At 57.1% G+C, this 18,577-nt stretch carries 12 protein-coding genes; all 12 read left to right on the top strand.

The window, feature by feature from the left end:
* The first annotated feature begins 4 nt into the window (after positions 1–4).
* Positions 5–1,603 (top strand): hypothetical protein, encoded by a 1,599-nt coding sequence (locus ACQ4WN_RS15525; protein ID WP_436552353.1) that lies wholly within the window; start codon positions 5–7, stop codon positions 1,601–1,603.
* On the top strand, positions 1,604–2,872 hold the full coding sequence (locus ACQ4WN_RS15520) for a lipopolysaccharide biosynthesis protein (RefSeq protein ID WP_436552352.1): 1,269 nt from the start codon (positions 1,604–1,606) through the stop codon (positions 2,870–2,872).
* Positions 2,869–3,615 (top strand): glycosyltransferase family 32 protein, encoded by a 747-nt coding sequence (locus tag ACQ4WN_RS15515; RefSeq protein WP_436552351.1) that lies wholly within the window; start codon positions 2,869–2,871, stop codon positions 3,613–3,615. The genes ACQ4WN_RS15520 and ACQ4WN_RS15515 overlap by 4 nt, the downstream gene beginning before the upstream one ends.
* Before the next feature lie 772 nt (positions 3,616–4,387).
* Positions 4,388–5,107, top strand: coding sequence for a PIG-L family deacetylase (locus tag ACQ4WN_RS15510; RefSeq protein WP_436552350.1), 720 nt, complete (start codon positions 4,388–4,390; stop codon positions 5,105–5,107).
* Positions 5,108–5,900: 793 nt separating this feature from the next.
* Positions 5,901–8,159 carry a DUF4962 domain-containing protein gene (locus ACQ4WN_RS15505; protein WP_436552349.1) on the top strand — a complete coding sequence of 753 codons (2,259 nt, stop codon included), beginning with the start codon at positions 5,901–5,903 and terminating at the stop codon, positions 8,157–8,159.
* Positions 8,160–8,465: 306 nt separating this feature from the next.
* Positions 8,466–9,677: a glycosyltransferase gene (locus ACQ4WN_RS15500; protein ID WP_436552348.1), complete on the top strand. Its 1,212-nt coding sequence runs from the start codon at positions 8,466–8,468 to the stop codon at positions 9,675–9,677.
* Positions 9,678–10,050: 373 nt separating this feature from the next.
* Complete coding sequence (locus tag ACQ4WN_RS15495; protein WP_436552347.1) at positions 10,051–10,902, top strand: glycosyltransferase family 4 protein; 852 nt, start codon at positions 10,051–10,053, stop codon at positions 10,900–10,902.
* A 30-nt stretch (positions 10,903–10,932) separates the two neighbouring features.
* On the top strand, positions 10,933–12,801 hold the full coding sequence (asnB, locus tag ACQ4WN_RS15490; RefSeq protein ID WP_436552346.1) for an asparagine synthase (glutamine-hydrolyzing): 1,869 nt from the start codon (positions 10,933–10,935) through the stop codon (positions 12,799–12,801).
* Positions 12,802–12,808: 7 nt separating this feature from the next.
* Positions 12,809–14,824: a heparinase II/III family protein gene (locus ACQ4WN_RS15485; RefSeq protein WP_436552345.1), complete on the top strand. Its 2,016-nt coding sequence runs from the start codon at positions 12,809–12,811 to the stop codon at positions 14,822–14,824.
* Positions 14,821–16,131: a nucleotide sugar dehydrogenase gene (locus tag ACQ4WN_RS15480; RefSeq protein WP_436552344.1), complete on the top strand. Its 1,311-nt coding sequence runs from the start codon at positions 14,821–14,823 to the stop codon at positions 16,129–16,131. Before ACQ4WN_RS15485 ends, ACQ4WN_RS15480 begins: the two co-directional genes overlap by 4 nt.
* The gene (locus ACQ4WN_RS15475) at positions 16,112–17,380 is read left to right on the top strand and encodes a glycosyltransferase family 4 protein (RefSeq protein WP_436552343.1); all 1,269 of its coding nucleotides are present in this window, start codon (positions 16,112–16,114) and stop codon (positions 17,378–17,380) included. Before ACQ4WN_RS15480 ends, ACQ4WN_RS15475 begins: the two co-directional genes overlap by 20 nt.
* A gap of 33 nt (positions 17,381–17,413) precedes the next feature.
* The gene (locus tag ACQ4WN_RS15470; protein ID WP_436552342.1) at positions 17,414–18,568 is read left to right on the top strand and encodes a nucleotidyltransferase family protein; all 1,155 of its coding nucleotides are present in this window, start codon (positions 17,414–17,416) and stop codon (positions 18,566–18,568) included.
* Positions 18,569–18,577 lie beyond the last annotated feature (9 nt).

Here is an 18,577-nt window from a genome sequence, read left to right as displayed (position 1 = left end):
ATATATGAGTTTTTTTTCCCAGAAACTGCGTTTGAACACCGCCCCTGTGCAAGCCGTACGCGCCAGGCCAGGCAAGGCCAAACAGGGCATGCCTGGCCTGAGCGCTTTCCTGCTGATTCTTGGAGGATTGGCGACGGCGCTCGTGCTTGGCATGGTCATCGCTCTTGGGGAGATACAGCTGACCGTTGTACTGACCGGAGCGCTGATCTTCATACCGATCCTGCTGCTGGTGAGCACGAAGAAATTGATGCCCATCCTTTTCTTCGCCGTGTTTTTCATCGCAGGCGCTGTGCAGTTTTTTTTCGAGATGCGTTTGGCAACATGGATGGCCAGCGGGCTGAGCGCCCTGTTTTTTGCCCGGGCCGTTCTCGAGGTGAGCTTGTCGAACCGCTTGGGGAACGATCATCTGGGCGCCCACTCCCAGGGCGCGACGCGCGTCATTGTCGCTGTGTGGATATATTTGGCATTTTATGCCTTTAGTATTTTTCTCGGTCACGCCACCACTGGGCAGTTGATTTCCACCCTGCGTTTCTGCTTGCCAATGTTTGGCGTGCTGTTTGCCATGTACTGGTTCGAATGGTCCGACAAACGCTTGTTGCTCTTGTGGTCGATGGTGATTGTCATTACTTTCATGCAACTTCCGCTGGTCGTATATCAGCACTTCTTCATGGTAGCCAAACTGGACTGGGATAGCGTCGTCGGTTCTTTTGGTGCGAATATGAGTCCGGTACTGGTTCTATTTACCGTCGCCGCCATGCTGTATATGCTGGCGCGCTGGGTACGCGGTATCAGCCCCTTGTGGCAGGTGGTGTTCGTATTTGTGATTGGCCTGGCGATCATTCTGCTGGGAGAGGTCAAGGCGGTTTTCCTGTGGCTGCCTTTGGGTGTCTTCTGGATATTGCGTCGCAGGGTCATGAAAAATGTCATGGCGTTCATTGTTTTTGTAGCCCTGATGTCGGTGATCAGTTCGGGCATCTTCATGACCTATCACGCCCTGTATTGGGGCGAGGGCACCAAGACTGAAACCACCGAAGACAAGGTGAATACCTTGGGCGCCTATGCGGTCGATCCCAATAACATTAATTACGTCACCGGTGAAGTCAGCCGTGCTGCAACACTGGCGTTTTGGTACAACGATCCCGCACTCACCATTCAGGAGCGCCTGATTGGCTCCGGACCTGGCGCCAGCGCGGTCAGCCCGACTGTTGGACGCGGTGTAGTCGCGGCCCGTTACCGCACCCTGCAGATTGGCTCCACCGGTATGGCGACTCTGCTGTGGGACGTCGGGATACTTGGAACTTTGGTGTATTTATCCATTTTTGTGCTCGGCATTCGCCTGGGCATTCGTTATGTGGCGCGTAACGCCGAGAGCGCTGAGCGCTTGGCAATGGCGGACACGAGTACCATCATGCTGATGCTATTCGTGAGTACGCTGGTGTATAACCGCACCCTGATAGACGAACCTGCAATGCAATTAGTGTGCTATTTCTGCCTGGGCTGCATCGTGCAGTTTGTCCGCTTTGGCCAGCCGGCGAACCCCTTGGACAAGGTCGCTGAAATCCTGCCTGAAAAGGGCAAGAATTTACGCGAAGTCATTGCCTGAATGAGTACCGCAAACAAGGCATTTGGCAACCTGGTCAAAAATAGCTCGATGATGTTTTTGCTGAATGTGGTGGGCGCAGGGGTGAGTGTGCTTACCATACCGGTGATGCTGGCTATTGCGGGCGTGGAGACGTATGGCCATCTGGTGCTGGTGCAGTCGATTGCCCTGACGGTCTTTACCATCTGTGGCTTCCAGTACTGGCAAGGCATGTTGGTAGCGTTGCCAGGCCACAACATCGAGGCCGCAATATTGCGCGGCGCTGTCATCAAAAGCGTGCGCTATGAACTGCTGGCGATAGTGGCTGTGGTGGTGGTAGCCTGCGGCTTGGCCATTTCAGCATTGCCTCAAGTTGCGGATTTTTCCGTGGTCAATTTGCTATTGTTATCCTTGGCAGCAGTCTTTCCCGTGATCGGCACGCACAATGCTTATTTCAGGCTGGTCAATCAATACAATGTGCTGATGTATGCCGGTTTTCTGACCAATCTGTTCAAGCTGATTGTGCTGTTTGCCGTGTCGCGCTATCACCCCACCTTATCGAGCATGATACTGGCGTATACGGTGCCGGAAGTGCTTCGTTGCCTGGTCCTGTTCTTCCTGATCTTCCGCAGCAGATGTGGGGTCGAAGGCGCATTGCCTGTGACTGATCTGCATCAGGGGCGCCTGATGGAAGCGGGCAAGTGGAGTACCTTGCAGGCAATCAGCGACTTGCCCGTGGCGCAACTGGATCGTGTCATTATTGGTTTCGCTTTACCCGGCGCCAGCCTCGGTGTTTTCAGTATATTAAAGCGCATCTATTCCCTCGTGAATCTGGCCACGGCACCATTTTATACTACTTCGATTCCTACATTTGCCGAACGCGTTAATGCTGGCGATTTGAGGGGGGCATTCATCTTGTGGATCAAGACGATGAAGATGTTGTTTGGTGTGACGGCAGTGGCCGGAATCCTGTGTTATGTGAGTAAATTCCTCTGGATGCCGAGACTCTTCCCCGTGCTGCAAGATTATTTGCCGGAATTTACCGTCGTTCTTTTGACCGCTGTCATCGCCGGTACTTTCGTGACCACGCATTCGTTTTACTGGGCGCTCGGGAAATTGCGGCAAACGACCATCATTTCTGTGGCGACAAATGTATTGTATTTACTGGAATTGTGGCTGCTGACTGTGTATTTCGGATTATTTGGCGCTGTATTTGCCTTTCTTATCCATGTCATATTTGTATCCGCTGTCATAATCGTCTTGCTGCAAAAAATTTCCTTGAGGTATAAATGATTCCTAAAGTTATACATTACTGCTGGTTTGGCCGTGGCGAAATGAGTACCTTGCATCGCCGCTGTATCGAATCCTGGAAGAAATATTGTCCAGAATACGAGTTGAAATTATGGAATGAGGATAATGCCGATATCGACAATGATTACTGTCGCGAGGCGATTATTCAAAAGAAGTGGGCCTTCGTTGCCGACTGGGTACGTTTCGATGTGCTATCCAAGCATGGTGGCATCTACCTTGATACTGACCTGGAGTTGATTACGTCGCTCGATCCCATGCTGGGTTTGCGTGGTTGCGTGATGGCCCGCGAAACGGTCAAGGAGGTGGGCCAGGGTTACGGCACAGGATTTTTGGCGTGCGAAGCAGGCAATCCTGTGATGGCGACGGCCTGCAGCCTGATTTTGCGCGAGCTGGTAGCGCGGCGCCTATTCGCTACTTCGCCTATGGTGCTGAAGAGAGCGGTGGAGTTGGATCGCGGCGGGAACAGCACGCAACTCGATCCGGCTACCTTCTACCCATTTAATCCGTATGATCGTAGCAATCCGCGTAATGCAATGCAATTGATGTATAGCGACATTACCCCGCAGACTATTGGCATCCATCATTACGGACTGACGGGATCTTGGTTCAATAGCCGCATCAAGCGGCTGATTTTCAAAGTTCTTGGAGGCTCAGTATTGCTGCGCCGTTGGGATATTTCCTTTACACCGTTCGAGAAGGACAGCCGTATTGCCGATGTTGGCTGACGCCCCTGGCAATGTTAACTTTTTTGGCAGCGCTAGTATCATGAAGTACGATGCCATTAACGGGAAAGACGTCGTGTGCGCACAATGTGGCGGGTCCAGAGGAGGAATCCGCTTTGGCTTGGTGAATAATCACCCTCATCCAGACTGGTAGAAGCCTGGCAGTTGATAGGCAAGCGTTTTTCCATCTGCGTGAATCCAGACCTTCCATGCAAACAATTGCGTCGAATACGTCAATCTGGCTGAATATCCTGCACAGCCTTGGCGGCTCAGACCGCTGTGGTTGGGCATGCTAATGAGCGGCTTCTAACTATCTGGTAACAACCGTCGGCTGCTTGTCAGGGCTGTTGCATCTGTGCCGCTCTTGCGCTTCTCTGGCGCTTCTCTGGCGCTTATAAGGCTGTCATTCTGTTTTGTCCTGAGTGGCTGTCTGAGCGGTGGCGCGTTTATTGATGCCGTGCGAGCAATATGTTACTATTATTGCAAATACTTCGTCGACAAAGTGACTCGACTATGTCTCGTCGTTCGTCCCGCTTGACGGATGACCATCTTGCTCGATGCGCCGGCCGTCCGTTACGACGATGGCGCATCTTTGCGCGCCAGCCGTGCTCGTGTTGTTTTCTGAATGTTAGAGCAGCATAGAGCCGGATTCTATCAGGACATCTGTAGGGAATGGGATTGTTACAGTCTCATTTATTTAGATAGCCAAAGCTGTTCCAGTGACATATTTTAAATTTATCAATTTCCTCGCTAGATAGCACCAAGCTATCCAAATATGGATAAGTTAAATATCAATGTGGTCGGAGGGAAGATGTTACCCATTATAGTTTTTATTTCTCGCGTAAGTATCTTCCGGAAATTTTACGCGCGCGTAAAGTCCTTGGTCTGGAAGGTTAAATTTCCGACATTGGATATGGTTGCTGATTTCGAGAATATTCTCTTTATCGCCCATCCCGATGATGATGTGATTTTCTTTTATAATTATATCAAGGAGCATAAGCCATTTGTGGTATGCCTGACCAATGGCGACAATTTGGCGCGCCGCACGGAGTTTATTTATGCAATGAGAGCATTAGGAGTAAAGGGTATCATTCATGATTTTAGAGATGTTCTTAATGAACCCTTGCCGGAATCCGAACTGGAATATGTACTCTCTCACTATTTGTCGTTGAAGGCATGGCGTGCCGTTGCTACGCATAATGCCGAAGGTGAATATGGGCATAGCCACCACATGCAAATTTCCCACTGCGTCAGAAAATTAGTTGATTTCTCAACCTCAGTGCTGTTGATGCCACCTGTCTTGAGAGAGCTGGAAGCGCCAAAATTTATCGCAAAAAATATCAATGCAAAAATAAATTTCCTGGAAGAGTTTTATGCAACTCAAGCCCATGGCATTTTATATTCCGGGCCTGTTTATCGCCGTTGGGTGGATTTCGAGGGCATCGTGCGCCAATCGCCTGCTTGTGATATGAAACAAGATGTGCAAGTTGGATAATGCTGAGGAAGAATCACAGCGGGAAATGGCATGATGATGGCGCTGAAAAATTGGCCAATTGGCAATCACCCGCCGTGTGCCTCGGTCTAAGGCGATAGCAATATCCTCACCTCTCGCCTTCGGCCATATAGAAATGTATTTGACCTCGAATATTCTTCGTGAAGGCAAGGTCTTGTTTTTTTTAATATTCAAAGATATTGCGATTGATTGTCTGGAATTGTTCCACAGTGTATGTGTGCGGTATGGCACTGTTTTTTTGTGCCATATCTGCTGGCAATTAATATATGTCAACTCTGTGGGGTGTGCAACGCTTCTTGATTTTTTGCATTTGAAAAATTGATAAATTTCCCTGCGGGTATCTGTATTATATTTTTCTAATGGATTGAAATTAAATCATTGTTTCATTGCTGGCATTCAGGCTTGCAGTAATGAAAATTTGATGAATTATGAGAAATATTTGCAATATGGTTATTATTTCAAGTTCTTTGATTCGTTTGAAATATTATGTTTTTTATAGCTCGGATGATTGTGTTTGTATATTGTAACTGGTGTGCTTGGAGAAGATTTTTTTTTGAACTTTATTCTTGGTTTTATGGCTGTTTGTTGACTTCTGGTAACGCAATTTCTTTATATCAGGTGTATAGTTGTGAAAAGGAAGTATGAGGAGTGATATTCAAGTACAGTGCATAACGATGATGCACTGTGTTTTTTTATACGGCAGCCTGGCAAACTCGATAAGGTTGCGGTGTCGCTCCCGCTTATGTCCGATTATTCTCTAGTGCAGGAGCCAATAATGATTCACAAAAAGTCTTTTTTTTCCGTCGGCATTGCGTTGACAATGAGTGTGTTTTCCGGGCCGGGCAGGGCAGACTGGGCAGAAACGACAGATTTATCCGTCGTGCGACCAGCGCCTGTGGATCGCCAGATACAAGCGCAGAACCCGCCAGCCTTTGCTTGGTCGCGCTACCCCAGCGCAACCAAGCCTCCCTCTTACACGCTGGAAGTGCAAAAAAACGGCGCGACGGTCGCGACGTTTACGTCGACCAGTAACGTTTACCTGCCTTCAAAGGCTTTTGCTGCCGGTGAGTACACCTGGCGGGTGCGGCCCAGCACCAAGGCTGACTGGTCGACGCCGCGCAGCTTTACGATCGACAGTTCGTCGCAGTTGTTTGAAGTGCCGGAGGCTGCGACGATCAAGGCCAGAATACTGGCGCATGCGCGCCCGCGCCAGCAGGCCAGCACTTTTTTGCCCAGGTCCAAATGGACGCAAGCCATGATTACAGCGCGTGGCCCGGCCCTGACTCGGCTGAGCTCGTACGTGAGTAGCCAGATTGTTGGCCAGCAATACGCATTGGCAGCGCCCTCGGATGCAAAATGGCCGTTGACCTCGACCTTGCCATCGGCAACGCGGACTTTGTACATTAACCAAATTTCACAGTCGGTGGGCGATGTCGGCAATCAGACTCTTGGTGCGGCGGTGCTGTATCGCATCACAGGCGAGTCGAAGTATTTGCAGGAAGCGCTGACCCGAGGCGACCAACTGGCGGCGCTGAGTCCCGCTGGCATGACGAGCTATGTCAATCACGATATCGGCTCGAACAACATTACTATGGCACTGGCGAAGACTGCGGATTTGCTCTACGCCGAATTGGCGAAGGATGGTGCCCGCAAGGCCCGCTGGATGGCGTCGATCAATGCGCGATTTGGCGCGCTGTACGCCGATCTTTCCAGCGACGATGGTCGCCTCGACTATCAGCCGTATGATTCCCACGGTACGGAGGCACGCGGTTTTCTGGCTCTGGTCTCGACCCTGACGATAGGTGATATCCCTGCTGCTGATAAATGGTTCGATTTCTCCTTCCGTCCCTATGTTAATTCCATCAGTGTCTGGAGCGGCCCGGAAGGCGGCTTTTCCAATGGCTCTGCCTACGGCATGTACAGCGCGGATAACATGTTGCAAATGTGGCAGCCGATGGCCGAAATCACAGGCGTGAATATCTTCGATAAACCGTGGGCTGCCGGCTTTTCACGCTACCTGATGCAGTTCGTGCCGCCTGGAGCGCCCGGCCATGTATTTGGCGATGCGCACGAGGAGGAGATGTATAACTTTGTGCTGAAAGGTTTTTCGTCGCGCATCAAGTCGGCTAATGCCGCATGGTATGCCAAGAATATACCAGGCGACGAAGATGATTTGACATTGTTGCAAGCGCCATACCCGCTGCCGGTCCAGACGGTTACCGAGGCGCCGCTTCCTCCGCCAAATGCCGCCTTGTATCCGAGTATCGGCTGGGTCGCCATGCACAGCAATTTGTCCGACCTCAAGCGCACCTCGGTGTATTTCAAGTCCAGTCCCTACGGTTCTTATAATCATAGCCACGGAGACCAGAATTCGCTGGTGATCGATAGCGGTGGACGCCGTTTGTTGATTGAATCGGGTTACCAGGACTATTTCTATTCGCCGCTGGGTTTGTCATGGTATCGCCAGACCAAGGCTAAAAACGCCATCACTTTCAATAAAGGTGTTGGGCAAATCATCGATCAAAACACGCAGAATCTGGCCATGAATGGCAAGATCACGGCGTTCTCCACGACGCCAGCACTGGACTATGCGGCCGGCGATGCGACGCCTGCCTATGGCGGCGCACTGAGTTCGGCCGTGCGCAAGGTATGGTATCTGCGCGGACAGGATGCGGTGGTCGTGGTCGACAAGCTGAGCGCGCCGACGGCGCTGTCGTTTGAATGGAATCTGCATGCGGGTGGGCCGATTCTCAAGGAGAGTGCGACCGCTGTGAAGATTAGCAAAGTCGACCGCACGCTGTGTATCAGTTCCCTGGGCACTGAAAAAAATGGTTATCAAGTCCGCACAGGACCACCGCCAAAGGAGGGCACGACAGAAGACCATGGTGCCTTCGTCAAGACGGTGACGGCGAAGTCTGCCGAATTTATCGTTTTGCTTGACGTGGGATGCAAGCGTCCGAAGACTACGCTCACGTCGACGCAGACGGGCAGGGTTCTGACGGTGGGAGCGCAGACGATCACGATACCGAACTAAAGATATGACGTTCACGCAGGCACTGTCATGCAGTGTCTGCCTTGAAAAGCCTGCGGCGTGCCGCAGGCTTTTTTCAATTTCACAACAGAAACCGTTCGATTTCTTCCCCCGGGCCGCTGCTACGCGCCATGTGCTGCCTGGTCTGGCTATTATCATATTAATTACCAGCGGCGCGACATATGCACGCAAAAAGATGTCCTCAAGATAACTTTTTCCTGATCGCTGGTATATCATGCAATTTTTATGTGTCGTGGCTAGCCGTATTCGGCCTCTATCTGCATTTTTTGGCTATTTTTCTGATCGACTATGTTTCTAAAAATTTTGCAGTTCGTGCCCGAGACCTTGCCCACTTTCCGCGCCGATGTCAGCGTGTTGTTTGGCAAGTATCTGCCCCGCCACCAAGTGTTGTGCGATGTGGTCGGCGAGGCGTCTCCCGATGCCCCCGACCTGCAAGGCTTTCGCTCGGCGCGTCGGCCAGCTTACCAGCGTAGCCGGGTGCGTCGTGAGCTGGCATATTTGTGGTTGAGCCTGAACACCTTGCTGGCAGTGAAACGGGGCGAGTGTGACGCCATTCAGGTGCGCGACATGGTGCCGCTGGGCTGGCTGGCCATGCTGATCGCCCGACGCAAGGGCATTCCCTTCTATTATTGGGTGTCGTATCTGATGAGCGAAGGGCGCATTGAGCGGGCACAGGAACAATTGCAGCGCGGCGCAGGCTTGCGCAGCCGGCTGGTGTTATGGAAGGGGCAGCTGGAACAGGCCTTGTTGTACAAGGTGGTCTTGCCACGCGCGCAACACGTTTTCGTGCAAAGCGACGCCATGCTGGCGGTACTGCAGGCCAAGGGTATTGCCGCACAGCGCATGACAGCGGTACCGATGGGCGTCGATATGGAGTTGCTCGGCAATTCCCAGCCTCAGCCGCTCCGGCCGGAAGGCTGGGAGGATGTGCCGCTGATTGCCTATCTCGGTACGCTGGACAAGTCGCGCCAGCTGGAACGGGTGATCGACGCGCTGGCGATCGTGCGCGCAACTTCGCCGACGGCTTGCCTGCTGTTGATCGGCAATTCGCCGACGCCACATGATGAAGTCATGCTGCTCGAATATGTGCGCCAGGTTGGACTGGCAGACGCCGTGCGTATCACGGGCTGGCTGCCATCGGCGCAGGCGTGGCAATTGCTGGTTGCCGCCGATGCAGCCGTGTCATACATCCCCCGCGGGCCGCTGTACGACGTCAGTTCCCCCACCAAGCTGCTCGAGTACCTGGCGCTGGGCATGCCGGCCGTGGGGAATGACACGCCTGACCAGGTACATGTGCTGCAAAGTAGCGGCGCCGGCTGGCTGACCGCCAGCGACCCCGCTGCGCTGGCGCAGGCACTGAACGAAATCCTTGTCGACCCGGCTGCCGCGCGCAAACGCGCCGCCACGGGGCCAGCGTTTATCGAAGCGCAGCGCAGCTACCGCGAGCTGGCGGCCATGCTGGCCAAACGCTACCACAGCTTGTTGTCCACGCCTGCCTGACGGCGCTAGCACAGCTGGGGGAGCTTGTCGCGCCATGGGCACCAAAGAGTCACTAAACAACAATAAATATATTTTGGAAAAATGTCGTGTTTTTGCCAACCTTGTTGCTAAGAAATAAATTATACTCGCGGATATGACTACTATCATGTTGCTCGGTCCTTCCCTGGGTGCCGTCAGTGGGGTGAGCACTCACTTGAATCAGCTGTTGCAGTCGGCATTACCCGGTGAGTTTCGCTTCGTGCTTTTTCAAGTCGGTAGCGAGGGCAGGGCGGAATCGCTGCCGGGCAAAGTATGGCGTCTGTTATTTAGTCCTGTGCTGTTTTTCATCGCCTTGTTGCGTGAGCGTCCGGCGATCGTGCATTTGAATACGTCGATGGAGCCCAAGAGCTACTGGCGCGATGTCGTGTATCTGGCAATTGCCAAGCTGATGCGTAAAAAGGTGGTGTATCAGGTGCATGGTGGCGCCCTGCCGCAAGAGTTTTTCGGTGGCCGGCATCTGTTGACGGGCTTGCTGCGGCGCGTCCTGCGCCTGCCCGATGCGGTGGTGCTACTGGCGCAGTGCGAATTGCGCGGCTATCGCAGCTTCGATGCAACCCTGGCGCTGGAGGTGATTCCGAACGCCATCGATGCGGGTCTGGACGCGGGCGCCAAGCCGCTTGCGCCGCAGCGCCCTTTGTCTCTGGTGTACGTGGGCCGCCTGGTGGACAGCAAAGGGCTGTTTGAACTGATCGAGGCAATGCAGTTGGTGCGCGCTGCCGGCGTGGCGGCGAGCCTGTCGCTGGTTGGCAGCGGTCCGCACGAGGCGGCACTGCGCGAGCGGGTGGCGGCCTTGGGCTTGCAGGACACAGTGACGTTCCTGGGACAAAAATTTGGCGCGGAGAAAGACGCGGCGTGGCGCAATGCCGACCTGTTCGCGTTTCCCACGTATCACGAGGGCTTGCCGTATGCCTTGCTCGAAAGCATGGCGGCGCGTACGCCTGCGCTGCTTTGCCCCGTGGGCGCGATTCCCGATGTGGTGCAGGATGGCATACATGGCGTATTCGTGCCGCCGCGCAATCCGCAGGCGCTAGCCGATGCCATCGTGCGCCTCGATGGCGACCGCGCCTTGTTGCAGCGCATGGGACAGGCGTGTCGCGAGCGCATCGAGCGCCACTACACGGTCGAGCGGCTGGCGCAGGATTTCCGCCGTGTCTACCGCGCCTTGCTGGCGTCGCCAGCGCTCTAGTCGGCCCCTCTTTTTTTAAGCGAGCCATTTATGTGCGGTATTGCCGGTTTGATTTTCCCTTCGTCCATCACCGGCCTGCCGGCTGCGCTCGACGTCATGGGGCGCGCCATCGCGCACCGCGGCCCCGATGACACGGGCGTGCTGCAGGCGACCACGGCCGACGGCGCCTGGCAGCTGGGTTTGCTGCACCGCCGCCTGTCCATCATCGACATCGCCACGGGCCACCAGCCGCTGGGCAACGCGGCGGGCGATGTACAGATCATCTTCAATGGTGAAATCTACAATTTCCAGCCGCTGCGCGACGAGCTGATCGCGTTGGGCCACCATTTCCGCACGGCTTCCGACACGGAAACCATCGTGCATGCCTACGTGCAATGGGGCGAGGAGTGCGTGCAGCACTTCCGGGGTATGTTTGCATTTGCCATATGGGATGCGCGCCATGAGCGTTTGTTCATGGCGCGCGACCCGTTCGGCAAGAAACCCCTGTTCCTGTGGCAGCACGAAGGCAAGCTGGCCTTCGGCTCGGAAATCAAGGCCTTGCTGGCCTTGCCCGACGTGGTGCCGCAGGCTGACCAGGCCGCTATCTGGGATTATTTCGCCTACCGCTACGTGCCGGGTCCGGCTACTTTATTCCAAGGCATCCGCAAGCTGGCGCCCGGTTCCACGGCGACGTGGGAAAACGGCGTGCTGCGCGAGCGCGTGTACTACACGCCACCCGACAGCCGGTCCCGCGTGGCGGCCCCGTTGCCTGCCGACCCCGTCGCCACCTTCCTCGACAAGCTCGATGAATCGGTACGCATCCGCATGATTTCCGACGTGCCTTTCGGCGCTTTCCTGTCTGGCGGCATCGACTCGTCGGCTGTGGTGGCGCTGATGTCGCGCCATGCGGGCGTGCCCGTGAAAACCTTTTCCGTCGGCTTCAAGGAGGGCGGCTTCAGCGAGCTGGCGTATGCGGCCGATATCGCGCGGCAATTTTCCACGGAACATCATGAGCTGGAAGTGTCCGTCGACCAGGTCATCGCCTTGCTGCCCGACCTCGTGCGCTTCCGCGACGCCCCCGTAGCCGAGCCGTCCGACATTCCCATCTACCTGCTGGCGAAAGAATCGCGCAAGACGGTGAAAATGGTCCTGACGGGCGAAGGCTCCGATGAAATCCTCGGCGGCTACCCGAAACACGTGTACGAGCGCTATGCGGGCAATTACCAGATGCTGCCGGGCCTGCTACGCCACGGCTTGATCGAGCCGGCCATCGGCGCCTTGCCCTACCGTTTCCGGCGCGCCAAGACGGCCATCGTCAACCTGGGCCTGGAGGCGTTCGACGAACGCATGCCGCGCTGGTTCGGCATGATGTCCGACCAGGAACGCGCGCGCCTGGTGGCCATGCCGGCGCCGTCGCGCCAGCGCGATCCCTCGCTGGGCTGCGGCAGCGCCGGCAACAGCGCTTTGCGCCGCATCCTGTGCTTCGATCAACTGAGCTGGCTGCCCGACAATCTGCTGGAACGGGGCGACCGCATGACCATGGCTGCCTCGCTGGAAGCGCGCATGCCCTTCATGGATCACGAGCTGGCCGCGTATGTGTCGAGCCTGCCGGACGAGTACCGCGTGCGTGGCCGCACCACCAAGTGGATCTTGCGCGAAGCCATGAAGCAGCTGTTGCCGCAAGCTATTCTGGAGCGGCCGAAAGTGGGCTTCCGCGTGCCTGTCAACGAATGGTTCCGCGGCCCCATGAAGGATTATCTGTACGAACACCTGACGGGCGCCGAGTCGCGCACGCGCCACTACTACCATGCGCAAGCCCTGCAGCAGGTGCTGGCGGAACACGTGGCAGGGCGGCAAAACCACGAAAAGCTGCTGTGGAGTTTGCTCACCCTGGAAATCTGGCATCGCCAGTATCTGTGAGATGCCCATGCTGAGCAATCTGTCCTGGAAACTGAACCGCTTGCGCGCCATGGGGGCGCCCGAGGTGGCGCACCGCGTGCGCGATGCGCTGCAGCAGCGGCTGCAAGCGCGCGGCTATGGCCTGGCGCATGTACCGCCGCCCGCTGCGCGCCAGCGTTTCGGCGCGCCCTGGCTGGGACTGCCCAGCGATGCGGCGCCGCACCTGGCGGCCGCCGAACGCATTCTGGCGGGCCGCTTCGACGTCTTCGCCTTGCGCGATGCGGACCTGGGTTTCCCGCCCGAATGGAACCGCGATCCGAAGACGGGCACCGTGGTGCCGCTGGGCTTTGGCAAGACGCTCAATTACCGCGATGAAGCGGTGGTGGGCGACATCAAATGCCTGTGGGAACCGAACCGCCACCTGGCCGTGGCCGACCTGGCGATGGCGTATCGCCTGGGGGGCGACCTGCGCCATGCGCATGGGGCGCAAGCCTTGCTCGAATCGTGGTGGCAGCAGTGTCCGTATCCGCTGGGGCCGAACTGGAGCAGCGCGCTGGAACTGGCCTTGCGCCTGGTCAGCTGGTCGCATGCGTGGCATTTGCTTGGTGGTATCAACAGCCCCCTGTTTGAGGGGGGGCATGGGCAAGCCTTCCTGCAGCGCTGGCTCGACAGCATCTACCAGCATTGCCATTTCATCGCCGGCCACTTTTCGCGCCACTCATCGGCCAACAACCATTTGTTTGGTGAATTGACGGGCTTGCATATCGCTGCGCTGACGTGGCCGTGCTGGCCGGAAAGTGCCGGCTGGCTGGCGCAGACGGAGCGCGAACTGGAAGCGCAGGCGTTGAAACAAAACGCTCCTGATGGCGTGAACCGCGAGCAAGCCATTTATTATCAGCACACGGTGGCCGATGAAATGCTGCTGTGTGTGCTGGCGGGCCGCGCCAATGGCCGTCCCCGCTCTGCCGCTTTTTTGCAGCGCCTGGAAGCCATGCTGGCATTTATCGCCGCCATGACGAACGTGGCGGGCGAGGTGCCGATGATCGGCGACGCCGACGATGCGCTGCTGGCGCACTGGGACAAGTCCCCGGGCGCCAATCCCTACATTTCGCTGCTGGCCAGCGCTGCGGCCCTGTTCGGCCGCGCCGATTTCAAGGCCAAGGCCCGCGTTTTCGACGACAAAAGCGCCTGGCTGCTGGGCGAAGCGGGGCGCCAGGCGTTTGACGCCTTGCCGGACGCAGCGCCGGATACCTTGCCGCGCGCCTTCCCCGACGGCGGCTATTACCTGATGGGCGCGCGTTTCGATACGTCGTCCGAAGTGCGCCTGATTGCCGATGCCGGTCCGCTGGGCTACCTGGGCATTGCCGCGCACGGCCACGCCGATGCGCTGGCGCTGACTTTGTCTGTGGCGGGCCAGATGGTGCTGGTCGATCCGGGCACCTATGCCTATCACACGCAAAAACAGTGGCGCGACTATTTCCGCGGCACCAGTGCGCACAACACCGTGCGCATCGATGGCCGCGACCAGTCCGAGTCGGGCGGCAACTTCCTGTGGCTGCGCAAGGCCCAGGCCCAGTGCCTGGCGTGGCGTGACGATGCCGACGGGCAATTCTGGAGCGCCAGCCATGACGGCTACCTGAGCTTGAAAGACGGCGTGCTGCACCGGCGCGACGTACGCGTGGCGCCCGGCGCCGCGCTGATCGTGGTCGATGACGTGCTCGAATGCCAGGGCGCGCATGAGGTGGAGCTGTTCTGGCACTTCGATCCCCGCTGCCGCTTGCAACTGGACGGCTATGTGCTGCACGTGGCGGGCGATGCTTTCTCGCTGGACATGCATGTGCCGCCTTTGCCGGATGCCTCCGTGCAACTGGTGTGCGGCAGCGACGATCCGCCGCTGGGCTGGATGTCGCACCGCTTCGATGAAAAACAGGCTGCGCCTGTGCTGGTCTGGCGCGGGCGGCTGCATGGCGCGGCCACCTTGCGCACGGAGTTTCACCTGAGTTTGGCTACCCCTGATCTGTCAGAAAATACGAGGAAAACATGAAAATTAGCATATTTGGTTTGGGTTATGTGGGTGCCGTTTCGGCTGGTTGCCTGGCAACGGATGGACACGAAGTGATCGGCGTCGATCCGAACAGGACCAAGGTGGAGCTGATCAACCAGGGCACCACGCCCATCATTGAAAAAGACATCGGCGAGATGATCGCCGCCACCGTGAAGAGCGGCCATTTGCGCGCCACCTTCGATGTGCGCGACGCCGTCTTCGGCTCGGACATGTCGCTCATCTGCGTGGGCACGCCGTCGCAGCTCAATGGCAACCTGGACCTGAGCCACGTGCGCAAGGTGTGCCAGGAAATCGGCGCCGCCATCCGTGAAAAAGACAGCTTCCACGTCGTCGTGGCGCGCTCGACCATGCTGCCTGGCTCCATGCGTTCGCTGGTGATCCCGACCCTGGAAGCGGCATCTGGCAAGGTGGCCGGCGTCGATTTCGGCGTGTGCAACAACCCGGAATTCCTGCGCGAAGGCACGGCTGTCTACGATTACTACCATCCGCCGAAGACGGTTATCGGCGAGTCCGATGAAAAGGCGGGCGCGCTGCTGGTGCAGCTGTATGAAAAGATGGACGCGCCGCTGGTGCGTACGGATGTGGAAACGGCCGAAATGGTCAAGTACACGGACAATACCTGGCACGCCGTCAAGGTGGCGTTCGCGAATGAAATCGGCAACATCTGCAAGGCTGTCGGCATCGATGGCCACACGGTGATGGAAATCTTTTGCCAGGACACCAAGCTGAACCTGTCGCCGTACTACATGAAGCCGGGCTTTGCCTTCGGCGGCTCGTGCCTGCCGAAAGACGTGCGTGCGCTGACCTACAAGGCGCGCAGCCTGGACCTCGATTTGCCCTTGCTCAATTCCATCCTGCCGTCGAACCAGCGGCAGGTGGAAAAGGGCATCAAGATGATCGTCGACAAGGGCGCGCGCAAAGTGGGCATCCTGGGCTTCTCGTTCAAGGCCGGCACGGACGACTTGCGCGAGTCGCCGCTGGTTGATGTCATCGAGTATCTGCTGGGCAAGGGCTACGAGCTGAAGCTGTACGACAAGAACGTCAACCTGGCCGCCTTGACGGGCGCCAACCAGGATTACATCCTGAATCACATCCCGCACATTTCCAAGCTGATGGTGACGAACATGCAGGACGTACTGGACTTCGCCGACACCATCGTCATCGGCAACGGCGCGGCCGAATTCAAGAGCGTACCAAACAGCCTGAAGCCGCATCAGCACATCGTCGACCTGGTGCGCATCAGCAAAGAACAAAGTGGAGAACAGTATGACGGCATCTGCTGGTAAAACCGTGGGCATGGGTGCCCAGCCCAGGCGAGTGCTGATCCTGGTGGAAAACCTGCCTTCGCCATTTGACCGGCGCGTGTGGCAGGAAGCGACCACCCTGCATGCGAATGGCTATGCAGTGTCGATCATCTGCCCAACGGGCAAGGGCTATGAAGCGCGCTACGAAGCCATCGACGGCATTCATATCTACCGCTACAACCTGCCGCTGGAAGCGGAAGGGGCCAAGGGTTACCTGGTGGAATATTCGCTGGCCCTGTTCCACACTTTCCGCCTGGCATGGAAAGTCCATTTTGCGCATGGCTTCGACGTGATTCACGCCTGCAATCCGCCCGATTTGCTGTTCCTCATCGGCGGCTTCTTCAAGTTGACGATGGGCAAGCGTTTCCTGTTCGACCACCATGACATCAACCCCGAGCTGTACGAAGCCAAGTTCGGCCGGCGCGACTTCTTTTACAAGCTGATGGTGCTGTTCGAGCGCTGGTCGTTCCAGAGCGCCGACGTGTCGATCGCCACCAATGAGTCGTACAAGAAGATTGCCATCGAGCGCGGCGGCATGAAGCCCGAGGATGTCTACGTGGTGCGCAGCGGACCCAAGCTGGACCGCTTGCGCGTACTGCCGCCCGTGCCAGCACTCAAGAAGGGGCGCACCTACCTGGTCGGCTACGTGGGCGTGATGGGCGCGCAGGAAGGCATCGATCTGCTGCTGCAGGCGGCGCAATACATCGTGCAGACCTTGAAGCGCGAGGATGTACAGTTTGGCCTGGTGGGCGGCGGCACCTCGCTGGAGCAGATGAAGCAGATGGCGCAGGACCTGGGTATTGCCGACTACGTGACGTTTACGGGGCGCGTGCCGGACCAGCAATTGCTGGAAATGCTCAACACCTCGGACGTGTGCGTGAACCCGGACGTGGCCAACGACATGAACGACAAGTCGACCATGAACAAGATCATGGAATACATGGCCCTGGGCAAACCGATCGTGCAGTTTGATCTGGTCGAGGGCAAGGTTTCTGCACAGCAGGCATCTTTGTATGCATTGAAGAACGATCCTGTCGACATGGCGCGCAAGATCGTCGAATTGCTGGACGACCCCGCCCGCCGCGAGCAGATGGGGGCATTCGGCCGCCATCGCGTGGTCAACGAACTGGAATGGGAATACGAAGCGCCCAAACTGCTGGCTGCGTATGCGCGCCTGTTTCCCGCCGCCGCGCCCGCCGCTCCCGTGACCTTGAGCAAGGATGGCCGCTGAAGTGCGTCCCACTCTGATGGAGCATGTTCGACGATGAAAGCAATGATACTGGCAGCAGGCAAGGGCACGCGCGTGCAGCCCCTGACCTATGATTTGCCCAAGCCGATGATCCCCATCCTGGGCAAGCCCGTGATGGCGTACCTGGTGGAGCACCTGGTGCAGCATGGCGTGACCGACATCATGGTCAACGTCAGCTACCTGCATGACAAGATCGAGGAGTATTTCGGCGAAGGCCACCAGTTCGGCGTGCGCATCGGCTATTCCTTCGAAGGCTACACGAACGATGTGGGCGAGGTCGTGCCTCAACCGCTGGGCTCGGCCGGCGGCATGAAGAAGATCCAGGAGTTTGGCGGCTTTTTCGATGACACGACGATCGTGCTGTGCGGCGACGCCTTGATCGACCTCGACCTGGAAGCGGCCCTGCGCGAGCACCGCCGCGTGGGGGCGCTGGCGTCCGTCATCACGCTGGAAGTGCCGTGGGACAAGGTATCGAGCTATGGCGTGGTGGTCAGCGACACCGACGGGCGTATCCGCGCCTTCCAGGAAAAGCCGGCAGAGGCTGATGCGCTGTCCAATTGCGTCAGCACCGGCATCTATATTTTCGAGCCGGAAGTGCTGCAGCTGATTCCCCCCGGCCAGCCCTTCGATATCGGCTCGGAACTGTTTCCTTTGCTGGTAGAACGGGGCTTGCCTTTCTATGCGCAGAAGCGCCAGTACAACTGGATCGATATCGGCAGCGTCAAGGATTACTGGGAAGTACTGCAAAACGTGCTGATGGGCGAAGTTGCTCATTTGCATGTGCCTGGCACCCAGATCGCCGATGGCGTGTGGGCCGGCCTGAACACGAGCATCGACTGGAGCGGCGGCACGCGCATCGAGGGCCCCGTCTACATCGGCTCGGGCTGCCGCATCGAAGCGGGAGCGACCATCATCGGGCCTGCCTGGATCGGCCACGGCAGCCATGTCTGCAGCGGTGCCGAAGTGGTGCGCAGCGTGCTGTTCGAATACACGCGCGTGCTGCCTGGCGTGGTACTGGATGAAATGATCGTCTTCAAGGATTATAGTGTGGATCGTGTCGGCCAGATGCGCCATGTTTCCGAGTATGAGACTGAGGCATGGGCCAATGCGCGCGACCGCCGCAGCCTGCGCCGCACTGTTACCCCGCCGGCCCTGTATGCTGCCAAATAAACTGTTTTT

The organism is Janthinobacterium pasteuri (assembly GCF_051380775.1).
GTDB lineage: Bacteria > Pseudomonadota > Gammaproteobacteria > Burkholderiales > Burkholderiaceae_D > Janthinobacterium.
Note: the sequence above shows the minus strand (reverse complement) of the source record. Positions and strands in the feature narration are given on the sequence as shown.

Coding starts and splice junctions, on each gene's coding strand:
- ACQ4WN_RS15505 (WP_436552349.1), top strand. CDS start 5,901: ATGATTCACAAAAAGTCTTTTTTTTCCGTCGGCATTGCGTTGACAATG.
- ACQ4WN_RS15485 (WP_436552345.1), top strand. CDS start 12,809: ATGCTGAGCAATCTGTCCTGGAAACTGAACCGCTTGCGCGCCATGGGG.
- ACQ4WN_RS15515 (WP_436552351.1), top strand. CDS start 2,869: ATGATTCCTAAAGTTATACATTACTGCTGGTTTGGCCGTGGCGAAATG.
- ACQ4WN_RS15475 (WP_436552343.1), top strand. CDS start 16,112: ATGACGGCATCTGCTGGTAAAACCGTGGGCATGGGTGCCCAGCCCAGG.
- ACQ4WN_RS15495 (WP_436552347.1), top strand. CDS start 10,051: ATGGAGCCCAAGAGCTACTGGCGCGATGTCGTGTATCTGGCAATTGCC.
- ACQ4WN_RS15510 (WP_436552350.1), top strand. CDS start 4,388: ATGGATAAGTTAAATATCAATGTGGTCGGAGGGAAGATGTTACCCATT.
- ACQ4WN_RS15470 (WP_436552342.1), top strand. CDS start 17,414: ATGAAAGCAATGATACTGGCAGCAGGCAAGGGCACGCGCGTGCAGCCC.
- ACQ4WN_RS15520 (WP_436552352.1), top strand. CDS start 1,604: ATGAGTACCGCAAACAAGGCATTTGGCAACCTGGTCAAAAATAGCTCG.
- asnB (WP_436552346.1), top strand. CDS start 10,933: ATGTGCGGTATTGCCGGTTTGATTTTCCCTTCGTCCATCACCGGCCTG.
- ACQ4WN_RS15480 (WP_436552344.1), top strand. CDS start 14,821: ATGAAAATTAGCATATTTGGTTTGGGTTATGTGGGTGCCGTTTCGGCT.
- ACQ4WN_RS15525 (WP_436552353.1), top strand. CDS start 5: ATGAGTTTTTTTTCCCAGAAACTGCGTTTGAACACCGCCCCTGTGCAA.
- ACQ4WN_RS15500 (WP_436552348.1), top strand. CDS start 8,466: ATGTTTCTAAAAATTTTGCAGTTCGTGCCCGAGACCTTGCCCACTTTC.